The sequence below is a fragment of the Erwinia sp. MMLR14_017 genome (genome assembly GCF_033657285.1).
Lineage (GTDB): Bacteria > Pseudomonadota > Gammaproteobacteria > Enterobacterales > Enterobacteriaceae > Erwinia.
In genome coordinates, this window is record NZ_JAWVWP010000002.1 from 413177 (window position 1) to 429929 (window position 16753).

Annotated in this window: 17 protein-coding genes; 10 read left to right on the plus strand and 7 right to left on the minus strand. The window is 55.0% G+C overall.

Annotated elements, in window-relative coordinates; translation table 11 throughout:
* Nucleotides 1–86: 86 nt before the first annotated feature.
* The 4 genes from iolD (at nucleotide 87) to iolE (ending at nucleotide 5023) form a co-directional block, all read left to right on the plus strand.
* A complete protein-coding gene (iolD, locus tag SD961_RS04940) occupies nucleotides 87–2027 on the plus strand; it encodes a 3D-(3,5/4)-trihydroxycyclohexane-1,2-dione acylhydrolase (decyclizing) (RefSeq protein ID WP_318789275.1) in 1941 nt (646 codons plus the stop codon).
* A 100-nt stretch (nucleotides 2028–2127) separates the two neighbouring features.
* The gene (locus SD961_RS04945; RefSeq protein WP_318789276.1) at nucleotides 2128–3141 is read left to right on the plus strand and encodes a Gfo/Idh/MocA family oxidoreductase; all 1014 of its coding nucleotides are present in this window, start codon (nucleotides 2128–2130) and stop codon (nucleotides 3139–3141) included.
* Nucleotides 3142–3199: 58 nt separating this feature from the next.
* Nucleotides 3200–4084: a sugar phosphate isomerase/epimerase gene (locus SD961_RS04950; RefSeq protein WP_318789277.1), complete on the plus strand. Its 885-nt coding sequence runs from the start codon at nucleotides 3200–3202 to the stop codon at nucleotides 4082–4084.
* A gap of 42 nt (nucleotides 4085–4126) precedes the next feature.
* Entirely contained in the window at nucleotides 4127–5023 is an 897-nt protein-coding gene (gene iolE / locus SD961_RS04955; RefSeq protein ID WP_318789278.1) for a myo-inosose-2 dehydratase, read from the plus strand.
* 93 nt (nucleotides 5024–5116) lie between these two features.
* On the opposite strand, the gene SD961_RS04960 is transcribed toward iolE, so the two are convergent.
* Both SD961_RS04960 and SD961_RS04965 read right to left on the minus strand, forming a co-directional pair.
* Nucleotides 5117–5674 (minus strand): DcrB family lipoprotein, encoded by a 558-nt coding sequence (locus SD961_RS04960; RefSeq protein ID WP_318789401.1) that lies wholly within the window; start codon nucleotides 5672–5674, stop codon nucleotides 5117–5119.
* A gap of 98 nt (nucleotides 5675–5772) precedes the next feature.
* Nucleotides 5773–6438 carry a 7-cyano-7-deazaguanine/7-aminomethyl-7-deazaguanine transporter gene (locus SD961_RS04965; protein ID WP_318789279.1) on the minus strand — a complete coding sequence of 222 codons (666 nt, stop codon included), beginning with the start codon at nucleotides 6436–6438 and terminating at the stop codon, nucleotides 5773–5775.
* Nucleotides 6439–6634: 196 nt separating this feature from the next.
* Here SD961_RS04965 and tusA point away from each other — a divergent pair, with 196 nt between their 5' ends.
* The gene (gene tusA, locus SD961_RS04970; protein WP_318789280.1) at nucleotides 6635–6880 is read left to right on the plus strand and encodes a sulfurtransferase TusA; all 246 of its coding nucleotides are present in this window, start codon (nucleotides 6635–6637) and stop codon (nucleotides 6878–6880) included.
* A gap of 286 nt (nucleotides 6881–7166) precedes the next feature.
* Here the strand turns inward: tusA and SD961_RS04975 are convergent, their stop codons facing one another.
* Together SD961_RS04975 and SD961_RS04980 are read right to left on the minus strand one after the other, a co-directional pair.
* Nucleotides 7167–9428, minus strand: a complete 2262-nt coding sequence (locus SD961_RS04975) for a zinc/cadmium/mercury/lead-transporting ATPase (RefSeq protein WP_318789281.1) — start codon at nucleotides 9426–9428, stop codon at nucleotides 7167–7169.
* Nucleotides 9429–9521: 93 nt separating this feature from the next.
* Nucleotides 9522–10148, minus strand: coding sequence for a lysoplasmalogenase (locus SD961_RS04980; protein WP_318789282.1), 627 nt, complete (start codon nucleotides 10146–10148; stop codon nucleotides 9522–9524).
* Nucleotides 10149–10299: 151 nt separating this feature from the next.
* On the opposite strand from SD961_RS04980, the gene SD961_RS04985 reads away from it, so the two are divergent.
* Nucleotides 10300–10644, plus strand: a complete 345-nt coding sequence (locus SD961_RS04985; protein ID WP_318789283.1) for a DUF2500 domain-containing protein — start codon at nucleotides 10300–10302, stop codon at nucleotides 10642–10644.
* A gap of 52 nt (nucleotides 10645–10696) precedes the next feature.
* Here the strand turns inward: SD961_RS04985 and SD961_RS04990 are convergent, their stop codons facing one another.
* The gene (locus tag SD961_RS04990; protein WP_318789284.1) at nucleotides 10697–10966 is read right to left on the minus strand and encodes a DUF1145 family protein; all 270 of its coding nucleotides are present in this window, start codon (nucleotides 10964–10966) and stop codon (nucleotides 10697–10699) included.
* Complete coding sequence (gene rsmD, locus SD961_RS04995) at nucleotides 10956–11561, minus strand: 16S rRNA (guanine(966)-N(2))-methyltransferase (RefSeq protein ID WP_318789285.1); 606 nt, start codon at nucleotides 11559–11561, stop codon at nucleotides 10956–10958. Before rsmD ends, SD961_RS04990 begins: the two co-directional genes overlap by 11 nt.
* 165 nt (nucleotides 11562–11726) lie before the next feature.
* Between rsmD and ftsY the strand changes: the two genes are divergently transcribed.
* The 4 genes from ftsY (at nucleotide 11727) to rpoH (ending at nucleotide 16067) form a co-directional block, all read left to right on the plus strand.
* Nucleotides 11727–13271, plus strand: coding sequence for a signal recognition particle-docking protein FtsY (ftsY, locus tag SD961_RS05000; RefSeq protein WP_318789286.1), 1545 nt, complete (start codon nucleotides 11727–11729; stop codon nucleotides 13269–13271).
* 5 nt (nucleotides 13272–13276) lie between these two features.
* The gene (ftsE, locus tag SD961_RS05005; RefSeq protein WP_318789287.1) at nucleotides 13277–13945 is read left to right on the plus strand and encodes a cell division ATP-binding protein FtsE; all 669 of its coding nucleotides are present in this window, start codon (nucleotides 13277–13279) and stop codon (nucleotides 13943–13945) included.
* Nucleotides 13935–14927: a permease-like cell division protein FtsX gene (gene ftsX, locus SD961_RS05010; protein WP_318789288.1), complete on the plus strand. Its 993-nt coding sequence runs from the start codon at nucleotides 13935–13937 to the stop codon at nucleotides 14925–14927. The genes ftsE and ftsX overlap by 11 nt, the downstream gene beginning before the upstream one ends.
* A 285-nt stretch (nucleotides 14928–15212) precedes the next feature.
* The gene (gene rpoH, locus SD961_RS05015) at nucleotides 15213–16067 is read left to right on the plus strand and encodes an RNA polymerase sigma factor RpoH (protein ID WP_318789289.1); all 855 of its coding nucleotides are present in this window, start codon (nucleotides 15213–15215) and stop codon (nucleotides 16065–16067) included.
* Between the two features lie 90 nt (nucleotides 16068–16157).
* Here the strand turns inward: rpoH and panM are convergent, their stop codons facing one another.
* Nucleotides 16158–16556, minus strand: a complete 399-nt coding sequence (panM, locus tag SD961_RS05020) for an aspartate 1-decarboxylase autocleavage activator PanM (protein ID WP_318789290.1) — start codon at nucleotides 16554–16556, stop codon at nucleotides 16158–16160.
* Between the last annotated feature and the right edge of the window lie 197 nt (nucleotides 16557–16753).

Below are 16753 nucleotides of genomic sequence, written 5' to 3' on the forward strand. Positions count from 1 at the left end.
CAGCCGTCGCTTGTTTTTATCCTGGCGGCCAGGATTGCGAACCCGGAAGGTTGCTGACTTTCCGCCGAACCGTTAAGGAAGAGCAAATGGGTAAGATCAGATTAACCACAGCACAGGCTCTGGTCAGATTTCTGGATAACCAGTATCTGTCGGTAGATGGCGTTGAAACCAAATTCGTCAAAGGTATTTTCGCCATCTTTGGCCATGGCAACGTGCTGGGGTTGGGCCAGGCGCTGGAGCAGGATAGCGGCGATCTGGTGGTGCATCAGGGACGTAACGAGCAGGGCATGGCCCATGCGGCCATCGGCTACGCTAAGCAGAAATTGCGCCGTGAAATTATCGCCTGTACCTCCTCTGTCGGTCCGGGTGCCGCCAATATGATCACCGCAGCGGGCACCGCCTCAGCTAACCGCATTCCTTTATTACTGCTGCCGGGCGATGTGTTTGCCACCCGCCAGCCAGACCCGGTTTTGCAGCAGATTGAGCAGAGCCACGATCTCAGCATCAGCACCAACGATGCCTTCCGCGCAGTGAGCAAATACTGGGACAGGATAAACCGTCCGGAACAGCTGATGACGGCCTGTATCAATGCGATGCGTGTTTTGACCGATCCGGCAGAGACCGGCGCGGTAACCATCTCGCTGCCGCAGGATGTGCAGGGCGAGGCCTATGATTACCCGGACTATTTTTTCCAGAAACGCGTCCATTTACTTGACCGTCGCCTGCCGACAGAAGCCCAGCTTGCCGCCGCTCTGCAACTTATGGCGGGTAAACGTAAGCCGATGATCGTTTGCGGCGGCGGCGTGAAGTACTCCGAAGCTGGTGAAGCGCTGCGCCAGTTCGCGGAACGCCATCAGATCCCCTTTGCGGAAACGCAGGCAGGAAAAGGCACCCTCGTCTCCGATCATCCGCTTAATGTGGGTGGTGTGGGTGAAACTGGTTGCCTGGCCGCCAATTTACTGGCGAAAGAGGCGGATCTGGTGATTGGCGTGGGCACACGCTACACCGATTTCACCACCGCCTCGAAATGGATTTTCCAGAATCCGGATGTCAGCTACATCAATATTAACGTCAGTAACTTCGACGCTTACAAGCTGGATGCGGTACAGGTCGTAGCGGATGCGCGGGAAGCCCTGACGGCGCTGGATGAACGTCTGGCTCAGCAAGGTTTCAGCAGCGGCTGGGGCGAGCAGATCCCACAAGCGCAAAGCAGGCTGCTGAAAGAGACGCAGCGCGTCTATCAGGCGGTCTACAGCAACGAAGGCTTTATCCCGGAAATTGACGACAGCCTCGATCGTGAAGCCGTCTATGCCGAATTTAATCGCCTTACCGACTCCTTCCTGACGCAGAGCAGCGTGCTGGGGACGCTGAATGAGCACCTCCCAAAGGATTCGGTGATCGTCGCCGCTGCGGGTAGTTTGCCCGGCGATCTCCAGCGCGTCTGGCGCACCAAAGATTACAACAGTTACCACGTGGAGTATGGCTACTCCTGCATGGGCTACGAGGTTAGCGCGTCACTGGGCGTGAAGCTGGCCGAGCCACACCGCGAGGTCTACACGCTGGTGGGCGATGGCTCATTTATGATGCTGCACTCCGAGCTGGTCACCTCCATTCAGGAGCGGGCCAAAATCAACGTGGTGCTGTTCGATAACATGACCAACGGCTGTATCAACAATCTTCAGATAGAACACGGCATGGAGAGCTTCACCACCGAGTTCCGTTTCCGTAATAGCGAAAGCGGCAAGCTGAATGGCGGCTTTATACCTGTCGACTTTGCCGCTATCGCGGCCGGTTACGGCTGTAAAACCTATCGCGTGACCACGCTGGAACAGCTGAAAGAGGCGCTGGAAGATGCCCGCAGGCAGACCGTTTCCACGCTGATTGATATTAAAGTGCTGCCAAAAACCATGGTGCACAAATACTTCAGCTGGTGGCGCGTGGGCGGCGCACAGGTTTCTGAATCAGAACGTGTTGATGCCGTTGCCCGCATGCTCAACGAACATATCGGACAGGCACGCGAATACTGATCCTCTTTTTACTCTTAATGACAGATCGGAACCGGTCACCGCCACAGCATAGTGGCGGGGCCCGATACCGCGCTGAACCCTACATGATGAAGGATATGCTATGACTCTCAGACTCGGTGTTATCGGTACAGGTGCAATTGGTCAGGAACACATTCGTCGCTGCAGCAAAGTGTTGCAGGGGGCAAAAGTGGTCGCCGTCTCCGACATCAATATTGATGGCGCAAAGGGCATCGTCAGCCGTTTAGGGCTGGAGGCGGAAGTCTATGCCAACGGTCATGATGTGATTGCCTCTTCCGATGTGGATGCGCTGATTGTGACTTCGTGGGACCCCACGCACGAAGAGTTTACCCTTGCCGCCGTGGCTGCCGGTAAACCAGTATTTTGCGAAAAGCCGCTGGCGCTGAGCGCTGAAGGGTGCCGCCGTATTGTTGATGCAGAAATTGCATACGGTAAGCGCCTGGTGCAGGTCGGTTTTATGCGCCCTTATGATGCCGGCTATCGTGCGTTAAAGCAGGTTATTACCAACGGCGACATCGGTGAACCCCTGATGCTGCACTGCGCGCACCGCAACCCCACCGTTCCTGAAAGCTATACCACGGATATGGCCATCACCAATACGCTGATCCATGAGCTGGACGTGCTGCGCTGGCTGACGGAAGACGACTATAAATCTGTGCAGGTGGTGTTCCCGCGCTCCACCAAAAACAGCCATGCAAAGCTGCGTGACCCGCAGATAGTGCTGTTTGAAACGCAGAAAGGCACCCGTATTGATGTCGAAATCTTTGTGAACTGTGCCTATGGCTACGACATTCAGTGCGAGGTGGTTGGGGAAACTGGAATCGCCAGACTGCCAGAGCCTGCTGCGGTGCAGATGCGTAAAGAGGCAAAACTCTCGACCGCTATTCTCACCGACTGGAAAGATCGTTTTATTGACGCTTATGACGTTGAGCTACAAGCCTTTATCAACGATGCAACGGTTGGCAAGCTGCAAGGGCCTTCTGCCTGGGATGGCTATGCGGCCTCCGTCGCGGCTGATGCCTGTCTGAAAGCGCAGGAGAGCGGGGCCATTGAGGCCGTTGAGCTGCCGCCTCGCCCGGCGTTTTATAACAAGTAATGCCCTTTTCCCCGCCGGTGGCGGGGAAAACGCTGAACCGATCCTCAGGGAGAAACAGATGAAAATCGCTTTTGACGTTGATGTCATCAAAGAGATGGGCATTACCAGAATGGTCCATCAGGTGGCGGACTGGGGCTACAAATATATTGAGCAGTCGCCGCATCCTCAGATCAACCCCTTTTACAAGCACCCCAAGGCCAGTCGGGAGATCATCACCGAATACAAAAATGCGCTGCGTGAAACGGGCGTGGAGATCTCCTCCTTTATCGTCGTCTATCGCTGGTCCGGACCGGATGAGGCGCGCCGTCAGGCCGCCGTGCGTAACTGGAAGCGGATGATTGAGATTGCGGTTGAAACCGGCGTGCAGGTGATCAATACCGAGCTATCCGGGACGCCAAACGAGCCGGAGATCTGCGAAGAGATGTTCTACCGCTCGATGGAAGAGCTGCTGCCGATCGTCGAGCGTGAAGGTATTCGTATCGAAATTCAGTCCCACCCCTGGGACTTCTGTGAAGAAAATAATGAAACGGCGGACCTGGTAAAATCGTTCCGCAGTGAAAACGTCAAGTATCTCTATAGCGTGCCGCACACCTTCTTCTACGACAAAGGCAAGGGCGATGTTAAAAGCATGCTGGAATACGCAGGCGGCGATCTGTCGCATGTGCTGATTGCCGATACCATGAACCACACTAAGCATTGCCGCTATATCGTGAACCCGCCCGGTGTGGATGCCGTTGTCCACCAGCATGTAGGCGTTGGTGAAGGGGAGGTCGATTTCGCCGCCCTGTTCCAGACTCTGCGTGAAATGGACTTCGCTAACCGGAGTTACAAAGTTGGCGGAGAGTCGATTATTGCCTCTTCCCTGTTCGGTTATCCGGAAAAAATGCCGCGTCAGGCGGTGGAAACCCGCGAGCTGATCGAGCGTGAACTGCTGAACCGTTAGTCCGTAGCGGCGTCGCCGCCTTATCCCTTACGAGAAAAGACGATGAATAAAGAGAACGTGAAGCTGGCAATAGCGCCGATTGGCTGGACCAACGACGATATGCCGGAGCTGGGTGCGGAGAATACCTTTCAGCAAATCGTCAGCGAAATGGCGCTGGCAGGGTTCACCGGCAGTGAGGTTGGCAGTAAGTATCCGCGCAATCCTGCGGTGCTGAAACCGATGCTGGAGATACGTGGTCTGCAAATTTGCAACGCCTGGTTCAGCACCTTTTTTGCGAATGGTGATAAAGCAAAGACCATTGATGAATTTATTAACCATCGTGATTTTCTGCATGCCATGGGAGCCAAAGTAATTGGTTGTTCTGAGCAGAGCAGAAGCATTCAGGGTACGACGCTGTCGGTGCTGGATGAGAAGCCCAATTTCAGCGATGAAGAGTGGCGCTTAACGGCGGAAGGCTACAACGAGCTGGCGAAGCTGGCGGCAGAGAAAGGTATGCAGGTCGCTCTGCATCATCATATGGGCACGGCCATTCAGACTACGGAAGAGATTGACCGCTTTATGGCCCTGACTAACGATGATGTCTACCTGCTGTTCGACACCGGCCACGCTTACTACTCTGAAGGCAGCCAGACGAAGATGCTGGCGATCCTGAAAAAGTACCTGCCGCGTATCAATCACATCCATCTGAAAGACGTGCGTGATGAGGTGGTGGCTCAGGTCAGGAGTCAGAAAATGTCCTTCCTGGACGGCGTGAAAAAGGGCACGTTCACCGTGCCGGGCGATGGCGTTATCGACTTTATGCCGGTATTTTCCCTGTTGGATGAAGCAGGCTATAAGGGTTGGATGGTGGTGGAAGCTGAACAGGACCCGGCGTTAGCCAATCCGTTTGAATACGCGGTAAAGGCCAGAAAATACATTCGCGAGCATGCGGGCCTGTAGCTGCAACAGATGCCGCTGAAAGCGCATAAAAAAGCCCCGGTCAGTTGACCGGGGCTTTTTGTTAAGGCGTTCGTGCGCTTACGTCAACGCTGCTTATTTTAACGTAATAGTATTGATGATGTTTTCTGCATCGGTCTGCGACTGCTGCTGATTATCGGCGGGCAGAGTGATCTGCAACGTCAGCAGTTTGCCGTCAACCTTCGCCAGCACCACGGAGGACCAGGAAGATTGATTCTTGGCAGAGATGACCGTATCGAGCCGCTGGGCAGGCTGGCCTTTCAGATCCACCGATTTGTTGGTCACCACCTGCAACTGCGGGTCACGATTGCGCTGTTGCTGCTCAAGGCGTTTAGCCAGCACGTCCAGGCCATCGGTCGTCGCATCGCCTTCGATAACGATAATCGCTTTCTGTCCGGTCGCATCGGCATAGACGTGCATGTTATTCGCCTGCGTACCGAGCTTGCCGCTCTGATCGGACATGCCGGCAGGCAGCGTGAAGCCTAATTTACCCTCCATCAGGGTCACATTTTGCGAGCTTTGGCTGCTGCTGACGCCGTTGTCATCAGCAGAGGCTTTATCATCTTTGCCGTCGCAGGCGGCCAGTCCAACCACCAGTAAACCGATACCGGCATATTTCAGTAAGTTACGCATCATGATCCCTTTTACGTTAGTCGTGTGCTGCAATAGAGCCACTCATAAAATAGCAATCAGCTGGCAAAAGCAACCGCCGGCCTGTTACAGCCTTCAGCTTAACCGAAGTTGACCTGTGCGCGACTCGATTTTTCCGCCAGGCGCTTAAGCATCGCATTTAACAGCAAACCGTAAGCGGGCAGGAAGAAAATCATGCAGATAAGCACCTTAAAGCTGTAGTCCACCAGCGCGATCTCCACCCAGTTCTGCGCCATAAACGGGTCCGGGCTTTTATAGAAAGCGATAAAGAAGAAGGCCAGCGTATCGCTGATGTTGCCCAGGAACATGGCGGAGGCTGGCGCAATCCACCATTGAGGCAGCTTACGCAGACGGTTAAAGACATGGACATCCAGAATCTGTCCCAGCGCATACGCCATAAAGCTGGCGCAGGCGATACGGGCAACAAACAGGTTTACCTCTTTCAGCGCGGCAAATCCCTGCCATTCACCCTGATAGAAGAGGGCGGAGATGCTGTAAGAGATAAACAGCGCCGGAACCATTACCGCCAGAATAATACGACGAGCCAGCGGCGCGCCAAAAATCCGCACGGTGAGATCGGTTGCCAGGAAGATAAACGGAAAGCTGAAGGCGCCCCATGTGGTATGGAGGCCGAAAACAGAGATTGGTAGCTGTACCAGATAGTTACTGGAGGTGATCACCAGGACGTGGAACAACGACAGCCAGACCAGCGCATGCGTGCGCTGACTTTTCGAGAATGAAATCATCTTGTAGCCTTTTTGAAAGTTGGGGTGAGGGAACCCAATGAAAATGGTCTTGCGTAGCAAGTGCGCGGCATATTACCGAAACAGAGTGCTAATGCAATGGTTAATTTTAGCGCAAACGTTATCGTTATCTGCGCGCTTGCACAGGCGAAGGGTGTGGGTAAAATAAATGCTGTCACTGAACCTTAAAGAGAGTGTTATGAGCGATCTGTTCGCCAATCCCGACCAAACCCTGGATGCTATGGGGCTACGCTGTCCCGAGCCTGTGATGATGGTGCGTAAAACCGTGCGCCATATGCAGGAGGGCGAAACCCTGCTGATTATTGCCGACGATCCCGCCACAACCCGCGATATTCCAGGGTTCTGCCGTTTTATGGAGCATACGCTGGTGGCCCAACTTACCGAGCAGGTGCCCTATAAGTATCTGTTGAAGAAGGGGCTGTAGAGCTGTCAATGACAGTTTCTGAAGTCAGTGTTAAGGCAAGTTGCCTGAAGGAATATCGTCAGCAGTAAGATGTGCAGAAAGGTCAGGTCGTCTGTGAATGCAGGCGATCTGGTCAGGGAGAATGGGCTGAACACAAAAACGCCGTGAAATTATCCCTGATGGCTGCGAAGCGGCGTCCATGCCGCTTAGCCTTTGCTTATCAGCCCGTTCTCCCTTCCCCTGCGGCTTCAACGTTGTCTGCCCGAAAACTTCAGCATTGGTGAGATAACGCCGGGTTGGGATCTGGTCAGCTTTTGCGCAGCAGGCGCAATGCGTTAGCGGTTACTAACGCTGTAGCGCCTGAATCGGCGAGAACCGCCAGCCACAAGCCGGTAATGCCCATCAGCGTCGTGATCAGAAAGATCCCTTTCAACCCCAGCGCAATAGTCACGTTCTGGCGGATATTGGCATGCGTCGCTCTGGACAAGCGGATCATGGTTGCCAGACCGCCCAGCCGATTATGCGTCAGCGCGGCGTCGGCGGTTTCCAGCGCCACATCGCTGCCGCTGCCCATGGCAATGCCGATAGTGGCGGCTTTCATCGCGGGCGCATCATTAATGCCGTCGCCGACCATGGCGACAGGCTGCTGCTGATTAAGCTCGCCGATGGCGGCCACTTTGTCTGCGGGCAGCAAGCCAGCACGATAATCAATGCCCAGCTCTGCGGCAATGGCAGCTGCGGCACGAGGGTTATCGCCGGTCAGCATCACTGCCTGAATCTTCATTGCTTTCAGCTCAGCCAGCGCAGCTAAAGCATCGGCTCGTAACGTATCACGCAGCACAAGCAGCGCGGTTGGCTGGCTCTCCTCCAGCATAACCACTACCGTGTTGCCCCCGGCTTCCAGCCGGATGACCTCTTCCGCCTGACGGGAAGAGAGCACCTTTTCCGCCAGGCGACCCGGCGCGCTGATTAAAAGTTTGTGACCACCAACTACTGCTTCCACACCGCTGCCCGCAAGCGTCCGCTGCTCGCAGGCTGGAGGTAGCGCCAGCTTTCTTTCCGCCGCCTGCGCCACTATCGCTTTCGCCAACGGGTGTGAAGAACCGCTTTCCACCGCCGCCGCTTTTGCCAGCAGTGAAGCTTCAGGCTCTTCTGTCAGCGGCACAATGGCCACAACCTGCGGTTTGCCTTGCGTCAGCGTGCCTGTTTTATCGAAAGCCAGGGTGCGAACCGCATTCAGACTTTCCAGCGCTGAGCCGCCTTTAATCAGCACTCCACGGCGGGAAGCGGCAGCCAGGCCAGAGGTGATGGCTGCCGGCGTCGATATCACCAGTGCGCAAGGGCAGCCAATCAGCAGCAGTGTCAGACCTTTATAGATCCACGGCTGCCACTCTGCCGCCATCAGCAGCGGCGGGATTATTGCCGTCAGCAGGGATAACCCCATGATTACCGGCGTATAAATCCGGCTGAAACGGTCCAGAAAACGCTCAATGGGCGCCCGATTCGATTCCGCCTCTTCAATCAGATGCAGGATGCGGTCAATCGCGCTCTCGCCTGGCTCAGAAACTACTTCCAGCAGAACCTGGCGGTCAATGCTCAGGCAGCCTGCGGCAACGGCTTCGCCCTGCTGGCGCTCAACCGGCACCGACTCTCCGGTCAGGGCACTTTCATCAAAGCTGGCGAAGGGAGAGAGCAGACGCGCATCCGCTGGTAACCGCGAACCCGCCGCAACCTCAATCTTGTCGCCCGGTCGCAGGGCGCTAAGCGGAACCGTTTCCCGCACGTTGCCGTTCAGCCGGATAGCCTCTTCAGGTTTCAGCGCCATTAAAGCCGTTACGCCGCGCCGCGCCCGACCGGCAGCAAAAGACTCAAGCCGCTCGCCGAACAGGAACAGCAGGAGCACCATAGCCGCTTCCGCCGTGGCGCCAATAAACAGAGCGCCAATGGCCGCAACGCTCATCAGCGTTTCAATGGCAAACGGCGTTCCGCTGCGGATCAGGCGAAGGGCATTGCGGGCGACAGGCCAGACGCCGACCAGAGTGGTCAGCGTGAAGGCAATCTCGCCTGCCTGCGGGTGGAAAATGTGGATCAGCCAACTGACGAGCATTAATCCGCACAGCAAAAGCAGGGTGCGGTTCTCCTGCCAGAAACCGGGAGAGGGTTCGGCTGTATGAGGGGCATTGCTGAGTTTCAGCCTGAAACCCGCTCTGGAAACGGCGGCTTCCACCTGCTGGCGGATATCCTTATCTGCGCTGACTACCAGCTTTTCGGTGGCAAACAGCACGCGCGCCTGAACAACATCAGGCACATTGCCGACGGCCTTTTCAATTTTACGGGCGCAGGCTGGACAGTCCATCCCTTCGATTAACCAGCTAAAACGTGTTCTGTCGCTTTCCTTATCACCTTCGCTGCCTGAACCACCGTCCACCTCAGGGCAACAGCTTGATTCAGGAGTGGCTGGAGTAATAGCCGAAATTTTTTTGATCACGGGGCGAGGTTTAGCGCCGCATTCAGGCTGACCGGGGGTATGGCGATGACCACAAGAGCAAAGGGATGAGTGTGAGTGCATAACGCCTCCTGATGAGTAACGGCGGGAAACGCTCCCGCCGACACGCCATCATACACTCTGGAGTCGACTCCAGAGTCAAGGCCTTTGCTGCGCTTACAGGTAGAGTGAGCGCACAATCATAAAGTGGCCGACAAAATAGCAAGCGGCAACAATCGCGCTGTCCGCGGTAAAACGACGACGATAGTGGCTGATAAGCCAGACGATATTCGCCAGCAGCAGCAGTGAGCTACCAATCATCAGCGTGAAGCTGTAATCCGTTGGGCGGAAGAAATAGTGCTCTGTGGTCAGCCAGACCATCAGCAACGTCATGCCAATAAAGGTACAAATCGGCCAACGCAGATCCTCCAGGCGCGACCAGATGGTGGCGATCAGCGCTGCGCCAATAATCACCAGCGCCAGCGGTATGGGCCAGAAAAAGGTCAGCGTCATATGACTGGCGAAACAGATAGTGTAGAGCAGGTGAGAGAGGAAGAAAGCGCCCATCGCATAGAGCATACGCCGGTTAGGCAGCAGGGTCAGCGCATCACCAATAAGCGTGGCGAGCAGGCCAAACAGGATAAGATAATCTGTAGTGTTGAGAACCGGAGCCTGCCAGGCCAGCGCTAACAGCAGCAGCAGCGTGACGGGTTTAAATACCCAGCGTTGCCATTGAGGACCACGATAGGAGGCATCAACGTATAACCAACCGGAAAAAAGCACTGCCAGAAACGACCAAATCATAATGTGTCCCTTTGTTTTCAGATGCAAAACTCCACAAATCTGAATTGAGTTTAGGCCAGGCTATCACGATGTGACAATGGGAGGGCTCTGGTTGTATCCTTTCAGGCCAGTAAACCATCCGCATTGCCTGATAGGGAGAAAGAAGGAAAATATGAAACTTCTGTTTTTCGTCGTACTGGCTGTGATTGCCGTACTGGCTACGCGCCAGTTTATTAAGCAGCGCAGAGAAGTCGCAGTGAATGACGCTTCTCCGGTTCGTTCTATGCCGGCTGAAGTAAAAGCCAAGCGCGAGTTCCCGCTGCCTGACCGTCGGTCACGCCAGCGTGAAGTTATACCGGTTGAGGAGATGCGCTTTGAGGCATGGTTCCATCCGCTGAATGGCGCAGGGGATTTTAAGCTGGTTCTCAAAGAAAAAGATTATAATCAGATAGATAAAGGCGACAGAGGGCAGCTGAAGGTGCAGGGGACGCGTTTTATCTCCTTTAACGCTAACTGAAAGCCTGCCGAAAGCGCCTGGCCTGTCAGCGCTTTCGGCTGGTTTTCTGCTTTTACTTTTTCGGCAGAAACTTTTTTTGCCAGGCCAGCAGTTCAAATACGCCAAAAAAGAAGATTTTGATCTGCATCAGGCCGCTCAGCTTTGGCGCATCCTTCGGCTGCGTGGCACGCATCAGCACCAGCTGCAGGCCGTGCATCACCACCATGAAAAACAGCGCAACATCAATAAAGTATTTCAGCGGTTTGGGAAACGGATGCACCAGGTTGAGCAGTAAAAATGCCCAGACACAGATCATCAGTAACCGGCCTGCATTAATCAGCATTTTTTTGCTCCTTCTCAGTAACCTGGCGGCGATAAAGGCGATAAGCTACCTGACCCGCTATCTTTTCCCGCCAGAGCTGCCAGCTTACCGGCACCGGCGGCAGGCCGTGCTCCACTTCGCTTTCCACATAAATCAGCGCGCTTTCCGCCAGCCAGCCCTGGGTTTCCAGCTGGGCGATGGTCTGTTCCAGCAGCCCCTTACGAAACGGCGGATCGATAAATATCAGGTCGTGTGGTTCGCCGCCCTGCGCCAGAAATTGCAGGGTATTCACGTTTATCACCCGGCCTGTTTTTGCGCCCAGCGTGGCCAGATTCTTCTCTAACTGCTGGGCTACCGGGCGTTCCAGCTCCAGCAGTGTCGCTGAGGCGGCATGGCGGGAGAGAGCCTCCAGCCCCAGCGCCCCACTTCCGGCAAAACAATCGAGACAGCGGGCGCCCTGGATATCGGGCGCCAGCCAGTTAAATAACGTTTCACGAACGCGATCGGTCGTTGGACGCAGTCCGGCGCTGTCCGGTACCGGAAGTTTTCTGCCGCGCCACAGACCGCCAATAATGCGGATTTGTCCGGCGCCACCGCCACGGGTTTTTTTATTCATGCTGCTGAACTCTACATAATTTGTTGCACAGTTTAACGCGCGATCGGGGCGGAGGAAACGTAAAAAGGGTGCTGTGTTGCGTTAGCAGGAAAGTGTTAGACTAGGGGATTAAGATGATTTTCAGAGACCTGACAGTTTTTTCCCCGCGAGGAGTGTGGTTGCACCATGGCAAAAAATAAAAAACGTGGCTTTTTTTCCTGGCTGGGATTAGGGCGTGAGGAGCAGGCGCCTCAGGAAGAGATAAAAGAGACGTCAGAGGAACAGCATCCCGCGGCTGAGACATCATCAGATGAGGCCACGCCAGCGGCTGAACAGCGCGCGGAAGCGATTGTTGAAGTGACGGAAACCGTTGCTCAGCAGCAGGCCGCCCACGCTGAAGAGGCGTTGAAGGCGCGCCCGGCAGAAGAAACTCTGCCGGAAGAGGTTGCTGAAGTTAAACCAGCGCCTGAAGAAGAGTACCTGCCGGAAGAGGTTGCTGAAGTTAAACCAGCGCCTGAAGAAGAGTACCTGCCGGAAGAGGTTGCTGAAGTTAAACCAGCGCCAGAAGAAGAGTACCTGCCGGAAGAGGTTGCTGAAGTTAAGCCAGCACCTGAAGAGGAATACCTGCCGGAAGAAGCGGCTGAAGTCGAGCCGGAAGAGGAGATCTCTCCGGAAGAGCTGGAAGCCCTGGCCCTGGCGGCTGATGATTCAGAGTCCGGCCAAATTAACGAAGAAGAGTCTGTTGCCGCCGCGTTAGCCAAAGTGGAACAGGCCGACAGCTCAGAGCAGGCGGAACAACAGCGGCCAACCAAAGAGGGCTTTTTTGCCCGCCTGAAACGCAGCCTGGTGAAAACGCGCCAGAATCTGGGCTCCGGGTTTATTGGGCTGTTCCGCGGCAAAAAGATTGACGACGATCTGTTTGAGGAGCTGGAAGAGCAGCTGCTGATCGCTGACGTCGGGGTGGAAACCACACGCCGTATCATCAGCAATCTTACCCAGCAGGCAAACCGCAAGCAGCTGCGTGATGCAGAAGCGCTTTACGGGCTGCTGAAGCAGGAAATGTCAGAGATTCTGGCTAAAGTGGAAGCGCCGCTGGATGTCAGCCGCAAAACGCCTTTCGTTATTCTGATGGTGGGCGTCAACGGCGTGGGTAAAACCACCACTATCGGTAAACTGGCGCGCCAGTATCAGGCTGAAGGCAAATCCGTCATGCTGGCCGCAGGGGATACCTTCCGTGCCGCAGCGGTGGAACAGCTTCAGGTCTGGGGACAGCGCAATAATATTCCGGTGATTGCGCAGCAAACCGGTGCGGACTCCGCTTCGGTGATTTTCGATGCCATTCAGGCCGCCAAAGCGCGTCATGTTGACGTATTGATTGCTGATACTGCAGGACGCCTGCAGAACAAAGCGCACCTGATGGAAGAGTTAAAGAAAATTACCCGCGTGATGAAAAAGCTGGACGAACAGGCGCCGCATGAAGTGATGCTGACCATCGATGCCAGTACCGGTCAGAACGCCATCAGCCAGACTAAGCTGTTCCATGAGGCGGTGGGCCTGACGGGGATCACCCTGACCAAGCTGGACGGCACGGCAAAAGGGGGCGTGATCTTCTCAGTAGCCGATCAGTTTGCCATTCCTATCCGCTATATCGGCGTGGGGGAAGGCATTGAAGATTTACGCTCGTTTAAGGCTGACGATTTTATAGAGGCACTTTTTGCCCGAGAGGACTAATTAGGATGATTCGCTTTGAAGAGGTCAGTAAGGCTTATCTCGGCGGTCGGCAAGCGCTTCAGGGGGTAGATTTCCATCTTCGCCCGGGAGAAATGGCGTTTCTGACCGGACACTCTGGCGCAGGGAAAAGTACCTTGCTGAAGCTGATTTGTGGCATTGAGCGCCCAAGCGCTGGTCATATCTGGTTCAGCGGGCATGACATCAGCCGCCTGAAAAGCAGTGAAGTGCCGTTTTTACGCCGTCAGATCGGCATGATTTTCCAGGATCACCACCTGTTAATGGATCGCTCCGTCTACGACAACGTGGCGATCCCGCTGATTATCGCCGGTGCCAGCGGAGAAGATATCCGCCGTCGCGTTTCTGCCGCGCTGGATAAGGTGGGGCTGCTGGATAAAGCTAAAAGTTATCCGATTCAGCTTTCCGGCGGTGAGCAGCAGCGCGTGGGCATCGCCCGTGCGGTGGTGAATAAACCCGCTGTGCTGCTGGCAGATGAGCCTACCGGTAACCTGGACGACGCGCTGTCGGAAGATATTCTGCGTCTGTTTGAAGAGTTTAACAGGGTTGGCGTCACCGTTTTGATGGCAACCCACGATCGGGCGCTGATTGCCCGGCGTAACTACCGCCTGATGTCGCTGAATCAGGGACGTTTGCACGGAGGTCAGGGTGGCGAATAAACGCAATTCCCGGGCGCCCGCTCCTAAAGCGGCAAGGCAAAAGCAGCCCTCAAAAAGCAAGGCGCTGAAAGGCGGCTGGCAGGAACAGTGGCGCTATGCGCTGCGCGGCACGCTGTCTGATATGTGGCGTCAGCCGCTGGCTACGCTGCTGACGGTAATGGTGATTGCCATCTCGCTGACGCTGCCCAGCGTCTGCTATATGGTGTGGAAAAACGTCAACCAGGCGGCGGAGCAGTGGTATCCGGCCCCGCAGTTGACGGTCTACCTGAGCAAAACGCTGGATGATGACGCCGCCGAAAACGTTGTCGCGCAGCTGAAGAAAGAAGAGGGTGTCGACAAGGTTAACTATCTGTCGCGCGAAGAGGCGATGGGCGAATTCCGCAACTGGTCTGGCTTTGGCGGAGCGATGGATATGCTTGAGCAGAATCCGTTGCCGGCGGTAGCCATCATCACCCCAAAACTGACCTTCCAGAATTCCGACACCATGAATAACCTTAGCGCTCGCGTAGCGAAAGTGCAGGGCGTGGATGAGGTGAAAATGGATGACAGCTGGTTTGCCCGCCTGGCGGCGCTGACTGGTCTGGTTGGGCAGGTGGCGGCGATGATCGGCGTGCTGATGATAGTGGCGGTGTTCCTGGTGATAGGGAACAGCGTACGGCTGAGCATCTTTGCCCGCCGTGACACCATAAACGTGCAGAAGCTGATTGGCGCGACGGATGGCTTTATCCTGCGCCCGTTCCTCTATGGCGGCGCGCTGCTGGGCTTTGCCGGGGCGCTGCTTTCGCTGATCCTTTCTGAGGTGCTGGTGTTCCGTCTGGAAACGGTGGTGACGCAGGTGGCTGCCGTATTCGGCACTACCTTTAACCTGACCGGGCTGGCGTGGGATGAGAGCCTGCTGCTGCTGCTAATCTCAGCAATGATTGGCTGGATAGCCGCCTGGCTGGCGACGGTACAACATTTACGTCGATTTACGCCACAGTAACCCCTCTACACGTTTTTTTGCTATAATGTTCCTCTGTTGCATGGCTACTGTGCCGCAGAGGAAGTCATCTTTTTGTCACTTCCTCCAGCAATACTTCTCCTGCCAGATGGTGTGTAGTTTATTCACCGTTAATAGTGAACTTGTGGATAACTTTGACGTCGAAGTAGCACAGATTGCGTTTAATTCTGGCTGCCGTTCACGTAATCTTGTGGATTGAGCAGGGAAACCGGCGCCGCTTTAAGGTATGAGGGCGCAGCATCATTATTAAATAGAGAGAGGGTTTGAATGACCAAAGAAATGCAAACTTTAGCTATTGCTCCCTTAGGCAACCTGGATTCCTATATCCGGGCGGCCAATGCCTGGCCTATGCTGACGGCAGAAGAGGAAAAAGCGCTGGCTGAACGGCTGCATTACCAGGGCGATCTGGAAGCAGCTAAAACGCTGATCCTGTCTCACCTGCGCTTTGTTGTTCATGTCGCTCGTAACTACTCAGGCTATGGCCTGCCGCAGGCTGACCTGATCCAGGAAGGAAACATCGGCCTGATGAAAGCGGTTCGCCGTTTTAATCCGGAAGTGGGCGTGCGTCTGGTATCGTTCGCGGTGCACTGGATCAAAGCTGAAATTCACGAATATGTCCTGCGTAACTGGCGTATTGTGAAAGTGGCCACCACCAAAGCTCAGCGCAAACTCTTCTTTAACCTGCGTAAAGCCAAGCAGCGTCTGGGCTGGTTTAATCAGGATGAGGTAGAGATGGTCGCGCGTGAACTGGGCGTTTCCAGCAAAGACGTACTGGAAATGGAGTCGCGTATGGCGGCTCAGGACATGACCTTTGATCCAACGCCGGATGATGAAGGCGAAGGTCGCTCCATGGCTCCTATGCTCTATCTGCAGGATAAATCCTCTGACTTTGCCAACGGCATTGAGGAAGATAACTGGGACTCTCACGCGGCTGATAAACTCAGCGATGCGATGCTGGGTCTTGATGAGCGTAGCCAGGATATCATCCGTGCCCGCTGGCTGGACGATGACAACAAAACCACGCTGCAGGAGCTGGCCGATAAATATGGCGTTTCCGCAGAGCGCGTTCGTCAGCTGGAAAAGAACGCGATGAAAAAACTGCGTGTTGCGATTGAAGCGTAAGGCATGCTGTTAATAAGAAAAGGGCGACTCTGGTCGCCCTTTTCTGTATCTGTACCCTGCAATTACAGCGACCTCACTTTGCAGGCTTGCTCAGTAGTTAGCCAACCTGACCCAGCCCCCAGCCTGCGCAACAAACCCGCCGTGCTGCATAAATGCGGCCATCGTTGCCCGCTCTTCCACGTCAGAATCCGCCAGCCACCACTGGGTTATTGAGGGGTTTTGCGCCAGCAGCTCCGCAAGCAGATAACTGCCCACTCCCCGACGACGCGTCACTTCCCGCACGGTTAAATCCGCCAGCTCCCCCTGCGTTCCTTTTATCGTTACCTGCACCGCAGCCAGCAGGCGGTCGTTAAACTTTGCCGCCCAGATCTGCTGCTCTTCAGTGAGCGCCTTTTCCAGCGTTTTGATATCGGCAGCGGGCCAGATTTTCGCCAGATCCAGCCGATCCTGATCGGAGAAGTGTTGCAGCCTGATGATAGTGAGTTTCATGGTCATTACCGGACTAGTACGAAAGGCATATTGTAGCGAATTTATGCAAAGAGGAGCGCGTAACTTTTCCTGTACGAAAACAAAGCAATCTGTTTATTGCGCCGTCCCAGACCAGAGCAAATACTTAACCTTGCTCTGAAAGGCAGCATAACCCGCTATCCTGGTGCGTGAAATGCCACGGTTACTGCCAGCGTTTT